The following is a 19,089-nucleotide window of genomic DNA, read 5'->3' on the forward strand; positions in this document are numbered from 1 at the left end:
GTATTGCTTGGTTGAAAGCAAGAGAAGATAATAACTTTTCAGAGTGGATAGGTGGCAGGTTGGTACTTCTTTTGAGGCACTTTCTTCTCTTACATGGAGTGTAGGAAGAAGACCTCGTGACCCAGATTCTGCCACCGGCGAGGCTCACAAAATGTGATGACCTCGTATAGAAGTTTGGAACAACCGGTACTCTGATATATTGAAATATGCAATTGGAGGAAAAAATGCGTCACATTGGAGTTATACTAATAGCTTTACTGCTTGTTATCTGCAAGAAGGGAAGCCAGAGTATATTCAAACGTTTTGCTTAAAAGACTTGGATAATTTTATCGAAAATCTTCAAGAAACAGATAAAGTGGCTATAGAAGCAACAGGCAATAGCTGTTTCTTTTATGATGCAGTTTCACCTTACGTTAAGCGTGTGGTAATAGTCGCTCCCGGACAGTTTGAAGTTGTGCGCCGCTCTATACACAAAACAGACAAGCATGATGCAAGAGCTATTGCTTTCTTTCTAAGCAAAGATATGTTGCCTGAGGCAAGGCATAAAAGCAAACAATGTTAGCAGTTATAGTATTTTCTAAAACGAATGATAAACGTCTAAAATGGTATTACCAACTAAAAGGTGTAAGTCTGTACATTGATGCATTAGAGGTCTGAGGCGACTTTTGATGATGTGCCAACAATGCTCTATCGGATTTAGATCAGGTGAATATGCTGGAAGATAAAGCAAATGACAGCCAAAAGACTCTATTAATGACTTTGTTTTGGGAGTTTTATGGAATGTAGCATTATCCATAACTATGGTTGTATTACGCTGCAATTGTGGTTCGCTCTAACCATACATTAAATACATCTTTATTACACCCTCCTGTGAAGGTCATTGGTGCAATAAACTTCTTTTTAATCCATCCACCTATTATACTCACTCTTTCCCGCTTTTTTCCTGGAACATCAGCATATATTTTTTCTCCTCTTGGAGCTCGTGCATATTCTCAGTATAGAATATATTATACCTTTATCATTCGCTTTTGAAAATACTATAAAACAGAAACAAAAGTGCTGTTTATTGCAGCTTTTGGGTAATTTAATAGTAAAAATTTTAGAGAGAAATTTTATACACTATCACTGATATTTTCCCTTAAGTTGACGCCATTGCCTGAACAGATACACTCGGATTTTTTATATAACTATATTTACTATCTTATTTGGTACAGCATATACAGTGCGAACTTTGCTTTGACCGATCTTACTGGACACAGAGTCTATCGCTATTTTCTTCAATTCTTCTTGAGGTAAGTTAATTGCTACCTTTATTGTTGTGCGTAATTTTCCATTGATTTGCACTGCTATAGTTACCGTATCGTCAACTAATAATGATTCATCAGCTTTTGGCCAAGGTTGACCTCCTATTTCTTGCCATAGGCTTTCAGCTAGATGTGGCATGAACGGTTCAATTACTCTGATTAGTATACATATACCTTCATCAATAAGAGATTTTCCAGTTTTTACATCTATTTCAGCTATTAAGTTCGTCATCTCACGAAATTTTGCCACTACACAGTTTAATCTGCAGTTTTCCAAGTCATCTGTAAGTCCGTGTAAGAGTTTATGAATTTTTTTTCTGTACTCTAGAAGTCCACCCGTAATACTTTCATTATCATAGTGTATATTTACAGGTCTCAGCTGCATGACCATACGCCACAATTTATTTACATAACGAGAACAACCTTCCACGCCATCATCGGACCATTCCATATCTTTTTCTGGAGGAGTGTCGGACAACACAAACAAGCGAGCAGTATCAGCACCATACTTTTCTATGATAAAATTTGGATCAACTGTGTTCTTTTTCGACTTGCTCATTTTTTCAACTTTGCCCACTTGAACCTTAGCTCCTTGTGCAATCAACTCTTTTGCTTCTGCGGGAAATAGCCACTTACCATTTTCGTCTTTATAAGTTGCATGGCAGACCATTCCTTGAGTGATTAAAGTAGAGAAAGGCTCTTTAATAGCAAAATAGCCACATTTGGTTAAAGCACGGCAGAAAAATCGTGAGTAAAGCAAATGCAGAATTGCATGTTCTATCCCACCTATATAATAATCAACAGGCATAAAACGATTACATGCATCTTTGTCTATTGATTTATCTTCACTACAGAATGCAGCAAAATACCAGGAAGACTCAAAAAAGGTGTCGAATGTATCAGTTTCACGCTCTGCTTGCTTTCCACATTTTGGGCAATCAACGAACTTCCAAGTTGGGTGCTTATCCAGCGGATTGCCACCACTTGTAAATTCTACATCTGCAGGTAGAACTACAGGAAGGTCTTTTTCTGGCACTTGCACAGTTCCACAATCTTTACAATATATTATAGGTATAGGGCATCCCCAATAACGTTGTCTCGAAATTCCCCAATCATGTAAACGATAGTTTGTTGTTTTCTCACCTATCCCTTTTTCTTTGAGCTTTTTAATGATTACTTCCTTTGCTCTACTTACCGTTAATCCGTTTAAGAATTCAGAATTGAACATTACCCCATCGCCAGTATACGCCTCCTTTGTCATCCCAGTGCTTCGACACTGGGATCCATTGTAAGAATTCTGGATTCCAGCGTCACGCGCTGGAATGACACCTAAGTGGGCTGAAGAAATAACGGGAATAATCGGCAAATTATATTTCTGTGCAAATTCAAAATCACGCTGATCATGTGCAGGGCAACCAAAAATCGCACCTTCCCCATATTCCATCAACACAAAATTCGCTATGTAAAGCGGCAATTCCTTATCAAGAAATGGATGCTTAACGTTTAATCCGGTGTAAACTCCTATTTTTTCATCATTCTCCCCATTTGTTTTTATGTTATCGATAAAGTCCTGTATTTCTTTATTTTTTAAATCCTGCACAATAGGGTGCTCTGCTGCCACTGCACAAAAAGAAGCCCCAAATAAAGTATGAGGATAAGTTGTAAAAACCTTCAATTTCTTATTTAAGCCAACTACTTCAAACTCTATAGTTGCTCCTTCAGATTTTCCTATCCAACGCTCCTGCATTGTTTTGACTTTTTCTGGCCAATTTTTCAAACTTTGCAGGCACTTGAGTAAGTCTTCAGCGAAATCAGTAATCTTTAAAAACCATTGGGACAACTTACGTTTTTCAACAACTGCACCTGATCGCCACCCTTTTCCATCAACCACCTGTTCATTTGCAAGCACTGTTTGGTCCACTGGATCCCAGTTAACCCATGACTCTTTTCGATAGGCAAGCCCATGCTTTAAAAAATCCAGGAAAAATTTTTGTTCGTGTTTGTAGTAATCAGGCTCACATGTGGAGAGTTCACGCTCCCAATTATAAGAAAGACCTATAGATTTCAACTGTGTACGCATATTATCTATATTCTCTTTTGTCCATGTTTCAGGGCTAATATTATTGTCCCTTGCTGCATTTTCAGCTGGTAATCCAAACGCATCCCAGCCAATTGGATGCAAAACCTCAAATCCACGAGCTCTCTTGTAACGCGCTATCACATCCCCTATTGCATAGTTACGTAAGTGCCCCATATGAATTTTACCGGATGGATATGGAAACATCTCCAATACGTAACATTTCTCTTGTTCACTATTCTTGCTTACAGAAAAATCCCATTTATCTTGATAAAATTTTTCAACACTTTTAAAATCATATTTCATATAAATCCAAATTCAATTACAGTTCACATGCATCAAAGGATCAACCGCTTGGCCATTATGCCGTATTGTGAAACACATCTGTGGATCTTTATCTTGTGTGCTTGATTTACCTGCAGATCCAATCACTTGACCTTGCTTTACTTTATCACCAATTTCAACATGTATGTTTTTTAAATAGGAGTACACAGTCATGTAATTATCTTTGTGTTCTACTATAATTAAATTTCCATACCATCTCAGCCCTTTGCCTACATATACCACTTTGCCGGGTGCAGAGGCAACTACATTCGTTCCATTTTGAGCAGCAATTTTTATGCCATCCTTACACATTTCATCAGAAGAGGTAGCTGAAATAACTGTACCTTTAACTGGCATTACAAATTTGCAATTTACCCCCACGTTTTGTGCATTATTGTTATCTTTGTATATCCTGTTTATGATGGCTTTTCTATTTTCTTTTTTTATTAAAGGCTCCCTAATTAAATGGTACTCTCTTGTATATTCCAGCTCTCTTTTTCCGTAAAATTCTTCGCCTTTAAGCAGCACAGGTGCAGGTTTTTGCAGGCCACAGCCTATTAATATTGCTAATAATATAAGAAATGAAGCTATATGCCACATTTTAGATATATCAACTCTCACAAAACTCCAAAATTTTAGCGAGACGTAGTGTTTCACGCCTGTTCGTTACTTTCCTCGTTATTTATTTTACTAGTTAAATAATCCCTCAAATCGGTAAGTTCTTGCAACAAATTCTTTGGATCAAGATTGACTTTTATATCATTACCAAATTCTTTTTGCACTCCTTTTATTGTATATCCTTTATCATATAGCATGTATTTTACTTTCTTTATGGCCTCTATACACTTAAGATCATATAGCCTTCTTCCTTTACGCTTTGTAGGCTTAATTTGATGAAATTGACCTTCCCAAAATCTTAAAACATGCTGTTCCAAATGTAGCTCTTCAGCTACTTCCCCAATCGTATAAAATAATTTTTCCTTATTCATTAATTATTGATTAATTTTTTTATAATTTTTGAAGGCCTAAAAGAAATTGAATTTCTTGCCTGAATCATCACTTTCTCTGATGTATTTGGTATATTTCCTGGTCTTTCCTTCTTTTTCTTAACCAAGAATGTTCCAAATGACGATATTTTTACTATTCCATCCTTTACCAAGCTTGTCTTTATTTCGTTCAATATATCATCTATTATCGAAGCAGAGTCTTCCTTTGATAATCCTATTTCTTGGTTTATATTTTCAGCTATCGTTGCCTTAGTTACTGTTGTGTCTTTTGTTGTAACGTGATCCATTATTGATAAATATTACAATACGTAAATATAATATAGCAATCGACTCGAGATTCAGCTACTTTATTTTTTAGGGTATGTCTCTTCTGTAGCATAATTTAAAATACTAGCAACTGCCAACATTACAAATATTGCAAAAAGCGCCATTTGATGATCTGTAAAAAGTGCTAGCATTGACACTATAATTCCGCTGACAATAAACATAAACCCATTGATAATGGATGATGATGTGCTAATGTATTTTCGTTTCACAATCTCGCTGCCGACAGTAAAATTAAGCATATGTCCTCCCGCAAAAAACCCGAACATTAACATACAAAAGTACACAACGTGGACTGTTAAGTGGCTGCACAACAAAATAATCATTGAAATACCTTGTAACAGAGCAAAAGCAGAGATTACATGCCTTCTATTTTTAAATAGATTTGAGATTCGATCTGCAATTGGAGCACCAACTGCAAGACCAAGCCATAATATTGCGGTTGCTACACCTGACTCCACTGCATCAAGTTCTGAGTTGCTCAGTAACCTTGGAGCCCACAAGGTATTCAGTGCTAAAAATGTTCCAAAAGTAATAGCACCCACCACTGAAGTTATCCAGATATCTCTTAATTTTAGCACTGTGAGTACAGAGCACATTACTGTTCTTATAGAGCTTTTTATTGTGCATTCTTCTGAACTGCTTTCTGGAAGTGTGTTTGGACAAAAAAGCGTAAGTACAAATATCAACACACCAAATAGTATTATGCATACAATCAGATTCTTCCAATCTGCACCTTCGGCAAGCAAGCTAGAGAACAACATTTGAATCACCAAAGCGGAAAGACTTGAAATTGTCTGCACTAGTGAAAACATTAATCCAAATTGGGCAACGGAAAAACATATGCTACTTGTATGAGCAGCACCAATAAAACCAAATGATGCTCCAGTTGCAATCAATACTTGAGATAAAATCAAATGGGAAAAATTATCACTATTAATAAGGACAAAAAACCCCAAGATCATAGTTGATAACGAGAAAAAATAAATTTTTTTACTGGAAAAAACATTAAACGTTGCCCCACTAAAAAATTGTAAGATAGCAAAAGTCCAAGTATATACTGAGTTAGCTAGCGCAACTTGCGCGATTGTAAGTCCAAGTTCTTTTTCAAGATTCACACTTATAAAAGTATAAACTATCTGAATATTGCTGAATATAACAACCAAGTTACTGATCAGCCAAATGAACCAAGCCTTAGCTCTGCTTTCCATAAGATTTATTTTTATAAGTAATCTATTAGAAATTTAACACTAAGTCTCTTTTTAAGCTATTGTTTCCTGAATAAGTGCTGGACTTGACTTCCTTTAGCTTTATTGTACAATTAAATAATTTTATCCTAGGGTTAGATTAATATGGCACCACGTGAGTCTCAATTCAAAGAGTTTAATAATATCATTGCAAAAATAAGTGATAACATTAATTCCGGTAGGGTTGGTCATGCTGAAATTTATGAGGAAATAAAAAATCAGTTAAGAGAAAATCTTAGTACTATATATGAAGAGTGGGGAAGTAGTCAATTTGATCCAAGTTTTAAGTTCAAGTTATCTGGTGGTTTGTATGGCACTACGGAGACGACGCTATTACATAGCGCAATTAATTGCAGAGAAAAAGAAACTGCATGTATGCCATTGGTTCAACGTCTATTAGAGAAAGGGGCTGATCTTAATGTAAGAGATAGCTACAATAGTACTCCACTAAGTGAAGCTGTTTACACCGAAGGAGACAATAATAAAGAAGTAGTAAAGTTATTGTTAGACGCTGGAGCAGATCCAAATGCAATAGACGATGGTGCTACAGATTCAAGAACCCTGTTATCTATAGCGTGCCGTTATTCTGATGAGAGTCTTAATGTAGAGGAAGCAAAACTTCTATTAGAAAATGGAGCAAACATTAATGAAGTGGTAGATAATAAAGAAAATACTGTTTTACATCAGCTTATTCGTCAATCATTTGACATAAGAGAACAAGCTTTCAAAAAACAACTTACTGACTTAATAGGACTTTTTATAAAATATGGGGCTAATATTTATGCTAGTAACAATTTTAGTAAGACTCCTGAAGGTCTTATTGACGTGCAGTTTCATGGTCATCACATAAATGATAAGAAATTTGTCACCTCTATACAAAAGTTTTTAGAGAAGCAAAAGGACTCAATAGAGTACCACAGAAAGTTATTTGAGGTAGTAGAACAGAATAAAGATCTTAGATCACTTGCTGATATTATAGCAGGAAATGGTCTAATTGGTGTAATGGGCATTCAAGTTTGCAGCAAAGTGATACCTCAAATACTTGGAATACCAGATATAAAGCTTGTCATTAAAGGTACTATTGCTGAAGGTGAGGTTGAGCAAGAGTTCTCTCAGGGAACAGGATGGCCTGTTATTGAGATTGAAGATGGTTCTCTTAGATATTATGACTTATTCGATAAGATTATTTCTTGTTTTGAAGATAATCCTGTAGTCAAAGACCTATCATCTCAAAAATCGCAAATCTTGTCATACAGAATATTTCGCTATATCAGGGAAAACACAGAGGCTATAAAACAAGAGCTTTGGGGTGAATCCAGAGTTAGTAGTGCACCGACTGAAGTAAAGAAAAAGGAAGACAGCATAACAGAAGAGTATGTTGCACAAAAGCCTAATAAAGATGATCAGGATACTGTAAAACAGCATGGTAAGGAAAAATCAAAAGGTAATGCTGCTAAAGAAAACAGGAATGAGATAAGTGATACTAGTTACACAGATAAAAAACCTATGGTAACTGGACGTTCTACTTTTAATTCTGGTGTTTATTCTCAAAAAGAGCCACCAATATTTTCTAGAAAACAAAAAATTGCAATTGCTGTTGGTATTGTTGCTGCACTAGCAACAGCTTTGGTCTGTTATTCAGTTCAACTACCCATTTTGGCAATAGTTGTGTCTGCATTAATAGCCGGGGTTGGTGCTTACATGGTGTCAAGTAAGCTCTACGATGTTTCTATCTGTAACGGTACTAACCAACAGCCTGGTTTTTAGTTGCTTTATGTAAAGTATCAATAACTTGAGATATAGCTGATTCACTTATAAAACTCCGTGGCTTAGGGTTTTGTTCTTTTAACCTATCAAGATTTCTCCCCAATTGTTCTAATACCAATTCTCATTATTAGTGAATCAAATAAGAGGCATTGCAGAGTTGTTTAATTGTGGAGTGAGAAAGAGAGGCAATAAATTTGCACAAAGCGCTCTCAAGCAGAGCAATTGTATCATAGATTTTATTGCGCAAAATGTTCTGTTTTATGTATAACCAAAACCTCTCAACAGTCAGGTGAATATGGAGGTAGGTATATAATGTCAATATTTTTAGGCACCTTTAAATTTTTTGACTTATGCCAACTAGCACAATCCATGATAAGAAATGCTTCCCTTGTTCCTAAATATTGTGACATCTGCTCAAGGAATATATTCATACAATCAGTATTGACGTTTGAGCCAGAACTCTCTCCATTTCTGGTGCACTATAGAGATAAAAATTTTCCTACCTAGTTTTACCTTAACCTGTGTCCTAATGCCTTTTTTAAACCACCCGTGTCCAATCTTTGAATGTGTGCCAAACCGCGGTTCATCGAAGAAAAACAGCTCTTTTTCAGGATACATGACAATAGTTTCATTAAGATTTTTTTTTTAAACTCCTCTTGTTTACTTTTATCTTGTCCGTTATGCACTGGTCTTGGTGTGATATATGAGAATTTCATTCTTTGCATATTACGGTGTACTGTAGACTTGCTAAACCAAACCTTTCCTGAATTCTTATTTTCATTTCTTTTATAGTAATATTGGGGTTTTCCTCTATCCACACCTCAACTTGTTCACGTTGACTTTGGTTCAATATAGTTTTTCTACGGCGTTGAGGTGGAGCAAATAATTTTTCTTCTCTGCCAAATTTTAGGTCATGCAGTAAGTGCCTTTCTTGAAATGCAACATATTTTTGCTACGGCTGTTATACTATGCTTTTTTGCTGCAATTACAGCATTTAGTTTTTTTGCAACATATGCATTATTTCTTACTTTCTTCAGCATTTCTTTTGCTCACTTTTTCATCCAATAATTTTGATCTTAATGCCATTTAAACCTCGCTATTTTACTTACTCCAGTATGGCTTTTTTCCATTATTGTCTATCCGTTACTTGTATAGCGGGAATTGGTATAACTAATTTACTTATCAACATATCCACTAACTATAATCTGTATACCGCTACACAGTTAGAAGTATTTTTTGATTTTACAATACAGCTTGAGATTCAATTTTTATAATTTTCTTGTTGACTAGCCAGACGGTACCTACCTTCTCGGCTTGCTGCTTTTGATAAAGTGTGGTTTTCAAGACAATATCAAATAGATCCTATTAAAAATCAATCGAATCTTCACATATTTGTTCTTCATAAAAGAAGTTCAATGTTATCGTAGTACCAAGTTTTGCTTCACTTTTAATGTCGAAAGTTCCACCCATTAACTCTACTAATTTCTTGCTTAGCGGTAATCCGATGCCCGTACCTTCATTTCTATATCCCGAATCTGCTTGGCCAAAAACAGACATAACTTTATATATATCCTGCTGCATTATTCCTATTCCATTGTCATGAAACTCAATAGTTAATAAGTTTTTTTCTATATTTTCTTTTATCACCATTCTTATTAAACCATCTTTGGGAGTAAACTTGATTGAGTTTGATAATAAATTTATTATAACTTGTTTCATTCTCTTAGGATCTGCAATGACTAATAATTGTTTATTAGTCGTCTCTTTTTTTAAATTAATCCCGGCTTCTTTTAATTTAGGTAATAGCATATTTACGCATGAATCTATTATTTTGTTCAGGTTAAACTTCACTTTTTCTACTGTTAAACTACTTGATTCAGCTTTTGAAAAATCTAACACATCATTAATTAAGGTAAGTAAGTGTGTTCCTGCATTATATATATCGTCTGCATACTCCTTGTATTGAGAGTTATCCATTGAACCTAAAGTTTCATTTTTGATCAACTCCGCAAATCCAATAATAGCATTAAGAGGTGTGCGTAATTCATGTGTAACGCTTGCAAAAAATTTTAGCTTATTTGCATTTTCTTGCTCTAATGCCTCTTTTATCTGCTGTAATTCAATGTTAGTTTTATGTTGCTTGGCTAGCATTTGGGTATTAGAAAATTGCAAATAGAACATTATTAATATTAAAATTATTAACAATAAGCCCAAAAATGTTAAAAATAGGCCATATGCTATAACATAAGAATTATTGTAGTTTCGAAGAATCTTCAAAAAAAACGAAGGTTTAACGCTATTTTCATGGAATATAGGAAAAATAGAAGTTAATGTATTTCCTGTAGTATAAAATATTTCTTGGTTACTTAATAGTTCATCAATTTCATCATTTGTAAGTAACTGTTCATAATCATAATCTTGAGTGTTAAAATTACTGAATATTATTCTGCTGTTTTGATCATACAGTATTAAGCTGAAATCCTTTACTTTGCTCACTGATTGTAATAATTCAGCACGCAGTTTTACCAGTTGGTTTATGTAGTCAAAATTTTTGTATTTAATGTGATGCTTTTCTATTAGTAAATAATGGTATTTTTTTATTATGCCATTTTCCAGTATACTTTTTAAGTTTACACTTGAATCACGGTAAGAAGAAAGGAAATTACTCCTTAGTAAATAATTACAATATATCACACTGAATAAAATCATAAAGATCGATGAGAGTAATGCAATAACTTTTGTGTATTTGTTTTTCTCCAGCGCAGAAAACATTGATTTACCTAGCTTATACATATTCTTCTTATTGTGAAACAACGGTTTTTATGTTATTAATAATAAAATTTAGCATATAATATTTTATGACAATTTCTCCTATTTTGCCAGTTTATTCTCCTGTTAACATAAATTTTTCTTATGGTAAAGGTATTTACTTGTATGATATTGACGGTAAGCGCTACGTAGATTTTCACTCTGGAATAGCCGTTAGTAGCTTAGGTCACACCAATTCGCGATTAATTAGTGCTCTAAAATTGCAAGGAGAAGAATTATGGCATATATCAAATACCTATAATATACCTGCTGCCAATAATTTTGCAGAAAAATTAATAAACAACAGTTTCGCTGACACTGTATTTTTCTCAAATTCTGGATCAGAGGCAGTAGAATGTGGGCTTAAGATTGCTAGGGTCTATCAAAACGGAAAAGGCAATAAAAACCGTCACAGAATTTTAACATTCCATGGTGCATTTCATGGAAGAACCTTCCTAACTTGTGCTGCAAACGATAAACAGAAATTTTCTGAATTACTGAGTCCCTGTATTGATTGGTGTGATAATATCGAGCCCAATATTGAGAGTGTAAAGAAAGCAATTTCAAGTGGTATAGGCGTTATATTAATAGAACCAATACAAGGGCAAGGTGGTATCAAAGTAATGAATGAAGTCTTTATGAAAGAACTAAGAAAGCTGTGTGATGAAAATGACATATTGTTATTTTTTGATTGCGTACAATGCGGTGCTGGTAGGACAGGAAAATTATTCGCATACGAACATATAGGAGTGGAACCTGATATATGTGCTCTTGCAAAGGGAATAGGAGGAGGCTTTCCGCTAGGGGCTTGTCTTGCAACTGAAAAGGCTGCTAAGTATATGGCGGTCGGTATGCACGGTTCCACTTTTGGTGGCAATCCGCTTGCAACCTCAGTAGGTAATGCTGTGCTCGAAGAATTGCTCAGTCCTGGCTTTTTGAAAAATGTTGAAATTAGAGGTAAGTATTTAAAAAATAAATTAGAAGACTTAGCAAGTAAATTTCCAATAATAGAAGAAGTGAGAGGGAAAGGGTTAATGCTTGGAATAAAGGTGAAAGCAAACAATAAAAAGTTTGCAGAAGAGCTAAGTTATCGCGGCTTGCTTACTGTTGGGGTAACATCAGATAACGTTGTGAGAATTTTACCTCCACTAATTATCACCGAGAAAGAAATTGATGAAGGCATCGAGATTTTGACTCAATATTTATCTGAGAAATCTTCTAGTGAAATCAAGCAAATACACACGTAAGATCTGGCTGTTTACCAACTGTTGTTTGTACCGAAATTATAGTAGTAGCTACTTCATTCATGCATTTTACCTTATCTTGCTCTTTTATCAATGTAAGTCCATTTATATCACTTAGTGAGTCAAACTTTGTTGCATCCTCAAATATAAATGATTGTAAGATGCTTTTTGGAACCTGGAAGAAAACGCTATTACCAAATGATAATGTCGTTTCTGATAAATCCTGTACTAAATCGTTTCTAAAAACGCATTTCGATAATCCCTCTAACAGGATTGGTATTCCAAAAAGAAAAAATGTCCCTTTCACTAAATAGGTCGTTATTCCACATAATAATGCACCACACAAAAATGCTAGCGGTCCAAATGCTATGAAACCGCAAAGTGATGGCAATAGCATAGTATGGCCTAATGATATTTCATATATAAGCTTCGCTGAAACTATAAGTCCGATAAATAGCATAGCTGTACCCAAGACCATCCTTTGTCTAGAATGTTCTTTCCAGTTCTTGCGATACAATTCAGAAAAGTTATTGTTAACTTTTACTTTAAAAATATTATGGTTAGTTTTTAATTTAAGTTCTAAACCAAAATTTTCTTCCAACTCTGGAAAAAAACCTCTCAAAAGATTGTCCCGCTTTGAAATTACTCCATGACGCCATTTATGGCAATCTATAACTTCATCAATTACCATACTAATTTGATTATTGATCTTGTATAAATTGCTCATTTTATATGAACATCCACAATAATGCTTTTTTCTAAAGTCTGCGCAGCTTAAATTCTTTAAATCGTACAAAAAGTCTTTAATTTCTTGTGCTGTTTTATTAGCATCATCTCTGCAACCTACGGCTTTCAAAACTGTTGCTAAATGCTCATTTTCAATGCGAGAAATCGTTTTATCTAATGCATATATATATTGTTTGGATTGAAAATATGAGATGATTTTTTCTTTACACCTATCTCCATTGCCTTCGTACAAACTATTTTGTGTAAAACTATCATCATTTTCTCCGGCAATTTTTAATACATGACTTAACATATTTTGAGCCTTCACACTACTTTCAAAGTAGCAGTTTCTGATTATATGTACATATGCCTTTGCATCAGCATTTTCAGACTTACCTACATTATACGCTTTAGCTAAAAAGACTAAATAGTCAAATCCTGCCCATAGATAATACATGGACTTTACAATAGCACTTCCCACAGAAAATAGAACTGAGCGTGTGCAAGATAATTTACCGTTGTTTTTAATTCTGTCTTCATATGAACAAAGATATTTTTCTGTGCTTTTTAAAATCTTACGTAAATCTTTTTCTGTCTTTCCTACGTCAAAATCATTTATATCATGTACTTTTTCATACACCTCTTTTATCAAATCCTTTGAAAATTTTTTCAGAGCTGCGTCATCGATATTTCCTAGTGCATCCATGTTTTCGCTAATATAGATCTCTATTTTTTCTCCAAGCTCTATTCCCATTCTATTTTTTATTAGTTTATTGTACCTATCAGTGGCTGGAAATAAAACCTTTTGACAAAAATCCTGCAGTGCGCTTTTTAATTTTGCTAAAACTTTATCTACAAATAACTCAATTTTTTCACCTCCAGCAGCAAAAAACCAAGGTTGCCTGTTAGGATTGCGTTCTCTATTTCTTCCCAAATTCTGCAAAGCTTCTGCTGGATTGTTGAACTGACTAGTTGAATCTGTAAATATTGATGCAACGTGATTATACTCACTATCGAAACCACGACTTTTTGATTCGTCTATAATTGTTGTCAACGCATATTTAGCTAATGTATTTAAATCGCCTTGGTCATAATTACAATAGTCAGCTTCGTATTGACTTTTGCTATCATGCATGATTTTAAAGAAAGGTTTATCTTGTCTAATATCAAGATCATTTTTTCCAAATCCTGCAAAAATACATTTATTTTTTTCGCAGAAGTCGTTTAGGTTATGTAGTACATCCCCCTGTTGTTCTATGAAACTATGTAACTCCTTGCTTAAGTGCCAGTTATCAACTATTAGACTGCGTTGTTTATCATTGCTTTTACTCAATGCTTTAATTACTGTCTTTATCTGTGGTAAAAGCTCATCCTTAGCGAATTTCTCACTAAAACCTTTTTTCTTTAGAAAATCTGTAATGCTGCTATCATTAGCAGTACTAACCTTATTTTTAACCTCTTCTATTAATCCACCTAAATCTTTTCTTCTTTGTTTATCCAAAGCGGTGTTATCGCATTCCACTAAATACGAAAGTGTAAGATCAATCATTGAGTGCATTACTCTGTATTCTAGATACTTAGCAGTATTGCTAAAATCTACCTTGTCTTTCAATTTAGATATCTGTTCTTCCGTTAGACCAGGGTGTTGCTTTTTAACGCAGTTTATAAAGTTTGATTGACGTAATTTGAGTCTGTAATCTTGGTACGACATCCCTTCAGGCTGAAATTTATTATAAACTTCATAACGCGTACCATCTTCATATACCAAATTATTCTTACCTTGCAATGCAAAGCTAAGGTTAATTATGCTATTCACATCATCAACTAGAATAAGAGCATTTTCCCCAATTGGGCTTTGTACGTTCCACCTTACAGATTCCAGCAGATTATCAGAGTCAACAAGTTTATTGTAATTAAAAACTTCTTCACATTCTTCAACATATTCATGAGCTGGACTAGACTTTTCCCTAGTAAATAAGCTGCGCACGTTAGCAGCAAACCTAAGGAGCAGTTCTTTTGATTCTACTCCAGTTATTTTGGTCAACACCCACCAAATTGGCAACATTACTATAGAAAGTATAACGAAAGAAATTGTAAAGTATAGATTATTAATTAAAGCGGAATACAGCCAATAATCTGAAGTTAGACCAATTATTGCAGCAACATTACTATTTATAATAGGGAATAATGTAATTAAAGGTATTATGGTAGCAGCAACATTCATCACGAATGCTCGATTGAATTTTTCTCTTTCATTAGTTTTTGCAATAACATTTACTGTTTTGATAGTGTCTGCAATGCAGCGTCTACTTGATCTTGTAGGACTGATAATTTTTCCACATCTGTTTAAGATCCTTTTCTTTGGTGTTGCGGTTAGGTAAGTCGTAGGATATTCCGCATCAAGTTTGCACATATTTTCAAAGGCCTGCTGCTTGTTAATGCTATCTGCTTCATCAACACTAACCCACAATTTAGGCTTTTCACCGTTTTGCTCTTCAAATTTTCGATCATTCTCTTGCTGTAAAAGCAGATCATGTGTTACTATAATTGTTGTAGGTTCAGTGACTTTCAGCGCATCTTTAATTTCTTGCACAGTTTTAGGTGTTTTAACATCTACAGTAAATGCACCATCTATCATTTTCTTAGCTTGTTCAACTAAATTACCATTTGGCACTGCAACTAAATGGTGGTATCCTGCTTGAGCTAGCGCATGACTCCACAATCCAATATCATAAGTCTTGCCAAACCCAGTTTCTGCATCAATCATAGTATTACAGTTAGTGATGGAAGAACTTTCTAGATGCTTTAGCATCTCTTCAACAACAGGTTTACGACGTTCTACTATTATAGATTCTTTGTCACTGAAGAGCTTTATAGATTCACCTTGTAGCTTACTATTAACTTCCTTTAAATGAGGGATAAGCTCTTTTATTTGATTAGTAATACATTGACTCATATCTTCCCACTATCAATACAATGTATTCCATAATACATTGTATTGATAGAATTACAACAAACATTTTTAGGTATTTTATGCCTTATAGACAAAAAATCCAACATTAGTTATCATCTTAATATGAACGACAATCTGGTATGCCTCGGAATGATTACTTCTCCTCACGGAATTAAAGGAGCTGTTAAATTAAAAACTTTTACCGAAAAACCTGAAAATATCTCCTTATATGGTGAGCTAATAAGTGGTGATGAGAATTATAAAATAGACTTAGTATCCGTCATAGGTGATAATCTAGTAATAGCTACAATCAGCGGAGTAAATTCCCGTAATGAAGCAGAGCTTTTAAGGAATAAGAAGCTGTATATAGAAAGAAGCAAGCTACCGAAGCTAAATGATGAGAATGAATTTTATCAAAGTGACCTTGTAGATATGGAAGTAAGGCTGGAAAGTAATGAATTATATGGCAATGTAAAATCTATATATAATTTCGGCTCAGGGGATATATTAGAAATTTTAGTTATCAGCACAAAAAAACGCATTATGCTGTCTTTTACCAAAGAAATGTTTCCGCACATAAACATGAAGGAGAGGTATATGGTGCTCAATATGCCAGAATTTATTGACTAATAAAGACTTTGATATTTATATAAAGCTATTTATAATTGTAAGATCGAACTGAAAATGTAATTATGGCAGAAAGAGCTAACGATATCAGACCAGGTCAGGTGTTGGAACATAACGGCGGATTATTTTTGGTTGTAGGTATTATGCATACTCAACCTGGTAAAGGTGGTGCATACATACAAGCTGAAATGAAAAACATTAAAACCGGAGCAAAACACTATGAAAGATTTCGCTCTGATGCAACAATCAGAAGAGCAATTTTAGATGAAGAGGAGTATGTTTACCTTTTCACTGAAGGAAACATTGTAAATCTTATGCATCCAAGTAATTACGAGCAAATCACTATAAATTTGGACTTATTGGGAGAAAAAAAGATTTATTTGCAAGATAATATGAAAATTAAAGTAGTAACTTATCAAGACAAAATAATTTCTGCGCATGTACCTGATTATGTTACACTTGCTGTGAAAGAAACAGAGTCTGTTATTAAAGGACAAACTGCTACTGCTTCTTATAAGCCTGCAATTTTAGAAAACGGAATGCGCGTTAACGTGCCTCAGTTTATAAAAGAAGAGGATAAAATTGTAGTATATACTCCAGATGACAGCTATTATGAAAGAGTGAAAGAGTAAAAGGAAGAATGTCCATCTCATCACCACGAATTAATGTGATGCTTGATTCTGTGCGTAGCGCTTCCAGGCAGCTTATGCGCGATTTTAATGAATTGCAAATTTCTAATGTTAAATCAGCAGACTTCATTAATAAAACTTATTCAAAATCCAAGCAAACCATATACGATTGCTTGCACGACTACAAACGAGACTATGGGTTTATTTCCGAAGATGATACTGACCAAGAAATAAAAGATAACGGTTACACTTGGTTTATTATGCCTATAGAGGGCAGGGAGAACTTTTCTAGTTGCATGGTTTATTTTGCAGTATCAGTCTGTCTCATTCATAAAAATAAAGTTGTGGCAGCTGTAATTGATGCTCCGGCTCTTAGAGAAACTTTTTGGGCAGAAGAAAAGAAAGGTGCTTTTCTTGAGGATTTTAGATCTCGTCATATAAAAATGCGGGTGAAAAGCCGTGAAGGGGGTCTAATAGATGTAAGTGGTAATTTATTAAATAAATTGCTGCCTGGCAATAGTAATGTACGCTCCATCGGTTCAACAATTTTAGGCTTTGCGTACCTTGCAGCAGGAAGGCACAGTGGAATAATTTACTCTGGAATTAACAAATATAAAGCCTTGCTCGGTAGACTTTTTCTGCAAGAAAGCGGTGGAAGGCTAACGGAAGACAACGGGCTAATCATTGCTGGAGATATAAAACTATAGCTAAAGTAATTTATGTTTACCTACAATTTGATAAGCGTAAAACTCGTCATTCCGCTACTTGTTAGCGGAATCCATGCTGAGATACCGCGAATAAATCGCGGTATGACGTAGGGCTGTACTAGCTATAGCATAAACAGGCTACAGAGATAGACAACTTCTCAAAAACTTTTACAAGAGATTCTGTTAAATGTTCTATCATTTCATCAGTATGATAAGGTGTAGGGGTAATACGGAAACGCTCAGTTCCTCTTGGCACTGTTGGATAATTTATATGTTGAACGTATATTCCATGCTCATCAAATAATAATTTTGATGCTCCTTTGGATAACTCTGGGTCGCCAATTATTATTGGAATTATATGAGTTTCTGTTGGAATGAAGTTAATTCCTGTATTTCTCAGTGAGTTTTTTACTTTTTCAACGACTTGCTTTTGCTTTTCCCTTTCAATGTTGCTCGATTTTAGGTGTTCAACGCTTGCCTTTGCTGCCGCTGCTAAAACAGGCGACATAGCAGTGGTGAAAATAAATCCTGGAGCGGAACTTCTTATTACATCTACCAAGCTCTTTGAAGACGCTATATACCCACCCATCACTCCAAAAGCCTTCGATAGTGTACCTTGAATGACGGTTATTCTATCCATCAGGCCTTCTCTTTCTGCAATTCCGCCACCATGTGAACCATACATGCCAACTGCGTGCACCTCGTCCAAATAGGTGATTGCATTATGTTGATCTGCAAGATCGCATATCGCTTCAAGCGGCGCTATATCGCCATCCATTGAATATACGGATTCAAGTGCTATTATCTTTGGTGTTTTTGTGTCTACGGACTTTAACAACTGCTCTAAGTGATCAACATCATTGTGTTTAAATATATGTTTTGGTCTTTTTCCTGATTTTATGCCTTCTATCATTGAAGAATGGTTCTTCTCGTCTGAAAAAATTACTACATTTGGGATAATAGACGATAAAGTGCTAAGTGTTGTCTGGTTAGCAAGGTAGCCACAAGCAAAAGTTAAAGCAGCCTCTTTTTTATGCAAACAAGCTAAGGATTTTTCCAGTTCTACAACCTCTTTTGTTGTACCAGATATATTTCTTGTTCCCCCCGCACCAATTGATGAATTTTGAATAGCGGCAATAACTTTCTCATTTTGTGACATTCCTAAATAGTTATTACTGCACCAGACTATTACTTCCCTATTTCTTTCATAGTCCATAATGTGGGGGAGCCTACCTGGCAATGACGCAAAGTGCATAAATTCACGGTAGCGCCCCTCATCTTTTATATCTTTGATTTTGTTTAAGAATATTTCTTCGTAGTTTACCAAGTTTTCATTCGCTAATAA

General features: G+C 34.8%; 13 protein-coding genes and 3 pseudogenes. 6 read left to right on the plus strand and 10 right to left on the minus strand.

Features of this window, described 5'->3' with window-relative positions; all coding sequences use genetic code 11:
• Positions 1 to 211 precede the first annotated feature (211 nt).
• A pseudogene (locus ABWU36_RS02405) lies at positions 212 to 559 on the plus strand (IS110 family transposase); the annotation flags it as partial.
• A gap of 18 nt (positions 560 to 577) precedes the next feature.
• Here the strand turns inward: ABWU36_RS02405 and ABWU36_RS02410 are convergent.
• The 6 genes and pseudogenes from ABWU36_RS02410 to ABWU36_RS02435 all read right to left on the minus strand — a co-directional run bounded on the left by ABWU36_RS02410 (position 578) and on the right by ABWU36_RS02435 (position 6,247).
• A pseudogene (locus tag ABWU36_RS02410) lies at positions 578 to 962 on the minus strand (transposase).
• A 217-nt stretch (positions 963 to 1,179) separates the two neighbouring features.
• Positions 1,180 to 3,687 (minus strand): leucine--tRNA ligase, encoded by a 2,508-nt coding sequence (leuS, locus tag ABWU36_RS02415; protein WP_264688065.1) that lies wholly within the window; start codon positions 3,685 to 3,687, stop codon positions 1,180 to 1,182.
• Between the two features lie 12 nt (positions 3,688 to 3,699).
• A complete protein-coding gene (locus tag ABWU36_RS02420) occupies positions 3,700 to 4,305 on the minus strand; it encodes a murein hydrolase activator EnvC family protein (RefSeq protein ID WP_253310003.1) in 606 nt (201 codons plus the stop codon).
• Between the two features lie 53 nt (positions 4,306 to 4,358).
• Positions 4,359 to 4,694, minus strand: coding sequence for a MerR family transcriptional regulator (locus tag ABWU36_RS02425; protein WP_253307245.1), 336 nt, complete (start codon positions 4,692 to 4,694; stop codon positions 4,359 to 4,361).
• Positions 4,694 to 4,999 carry an integration host factor subunit alpha gene (locus tag ABWU36_RS02430; protein ID WP_253307244.1) on the minus strand — a complete coding sequence of 102 codons (306 nt, stop codon included), beginning with the start codon at positions 4,997 to 4,999 and terminating at the stop codon, positions 4,694 to 4,696. Before ABWU36_RS02430 ends, ABWU36_RS02425 begins: the two co-directional genes overlap by 1 nt.
• Before the next feature lie 60 nt (positions 5,000 to 5,059).
• The gene (locus ABWU36_RS02435; protein WP_253307243.1) at positions 5,060 to 6,247 is read right to left on the minus strand and encodes an MFS transporter; all 1,188 of its coding nucleotides are present in this window, start codon (positions 6,245 to 6,247) and stop codon (positions 5,060 to 5,062) included.
• A gap of 141 nt (positions 6,248 to 6,388) precedes the next feature.
• Here ABWU36_RS02435 and ABWU36_RS02440 point away from each other — a divergent pair, with 141 nt between their 5' ends.
• Positions 6,389 to 8,050: an ankyrin repeat domain-containing protein gene (locus ABWU36_RS02440; RefSeq protein ID WP_353272954.1), complete on the plus strand. Its 1,662-nt coding sequence runs from the start codon at positions 6,389 to 6,391 to the stop codon at positions 8,048 to 8,050.
• 127 nt (positions 8,051 to 8,177) lie between these two features.
• Here ABWU36_RS02440 and ABWU36_RS02445 read toward each other — a convergent pair.
• Together ABWU36_RS02445 and ABWU36_RS02450 are read right to left on the minus strand one after the other, a co-directional pair.
• Positions 8,178 to 9,136: pseudogene (locus ABWU36_RS02445) on the minus strand (IS630 family transposase).
• Positions 9,137 to 9,415: 279 nt separating this feature from the next.
• Positions 9,416 to 10,843: a sensor histidine kinase gene (locus ABWU36_RS02450; protein ID WP_353272955.1), complete on the minus strand. Its 1,428-nt coding sequence runs from the start codon at positions 10,841 to 10,843 to the stop codon at positions 9,416 to 9,418.
• 65 nt (positions 10,844 to 10,908) lie between these two features.
• Between ABWU36_RS02450 and ABWU36_RS02455 the strand changes: the two genes are divergently transcribed.
• The gene (locus tag ABWU36_RS02455; protein ID WP_264688070.1) at positions 10,909 to 12,105 is read left to right on the plus strand and encodes an aspartate aminotransferase family protein; all 1,197 of its coding nucleotides are present in this window, start codon (positions 10,909 to 10,911) and stop codon (positions 12,103 to 12,105) included.
• On the opposite strand, the gene ABWU36_RS02460 is transcribed toward ABWU36_RS02455, so the two are convergent.
• Positions 12,086 to 15,784, minus strand: coding sequence for a DEAD/DEAH box helicase family protein (locus ABWU36_RS02460; protein ID WP_353272956.1), 3,699 nt, complete (start codon positions 15,782 to 15,784; stop codon positions 12,086 to 12,088). The two genes, ABWU36_RS02455 and ABWU36_RS02460, sit on opposite strands and share 20 nt — an antisense overlap.
• A 120-nt stretch (positions 15,785 to 15,904) precedes the next feature.
• Between ABWU36_RS02460 and rimM the strand changes: the two genes are divergently transcribed.
• From rimM to ABWU36_RS02475, 3 genes are all read left to right on the plus strand, one after another.
• Positions 15,905 to 16,411 (plus strand): ribosome maturation factor RimM, encoded by a 507-nt coding sequence (rimM, locus tag ABWU36_RS02465; RefSeq protein WP_253307237.1) that lies wholly within the window; start codon positions 15,905 to 15,907, stop codon positions 16,409 to 16,411.
• 62 nt (positions 16,412 to 16,473) lie between these two features.
• Positions 16,474 to 17,040 carry an elongation factor P gene (gene efp / locus ABWU36_RS02470; protein ID WP_253307236.1) on the plus strand — a complete coding sequence of 189 codons (567 nt, stop codon included), beginning with the start codon at positions 16,474 to 16,476 and terminating at the stop codon, positions 17,038 to 17,040.
• An 8-nt stretch (positions 17,041 to 17,048) separates the two neighbouring features.
• Positions 17,049 to 17,744, plus strand: coding sequence for an inositol monophosphatase family protein (locus ABWU36_RS02475; RefSeq protein ID WP_264736261.1), 696 nt, complete (start codon positions 17,049 to 17,051; stop codon positions 17,742 to 17,744).
• Between the two features lie 118 nt (positions 17,745 to 17,862).
• On the opposite strand, the gene hemA is transcribed toward ABWU36_RS02475, so the two are convergent.
• Complete coding sequence (gene hemA, locus ABWU36_RS02480) at positions 17,863 to 19,071, minus strand: 5-aminolevulinate synthase (protein WP_253307234.1); 1,209 nt, start codon at positions 19,069 to 19,071, stop codon at positions 17,863 to 17,865.
• Positions 19,072 to 19,089 lie beyond the last annotated feature (18 nt).

Origin of the sequence: Wolbachia endosymbiont (group A) of Portevinia maculata (assembly GCF_964028525.1) — a bacterium.
Lineage (GTDB): Bacteria > Pseudomonadota > Alphaproteobacteria > Rickettsiales > Anaplasmataceae > Wolbachia.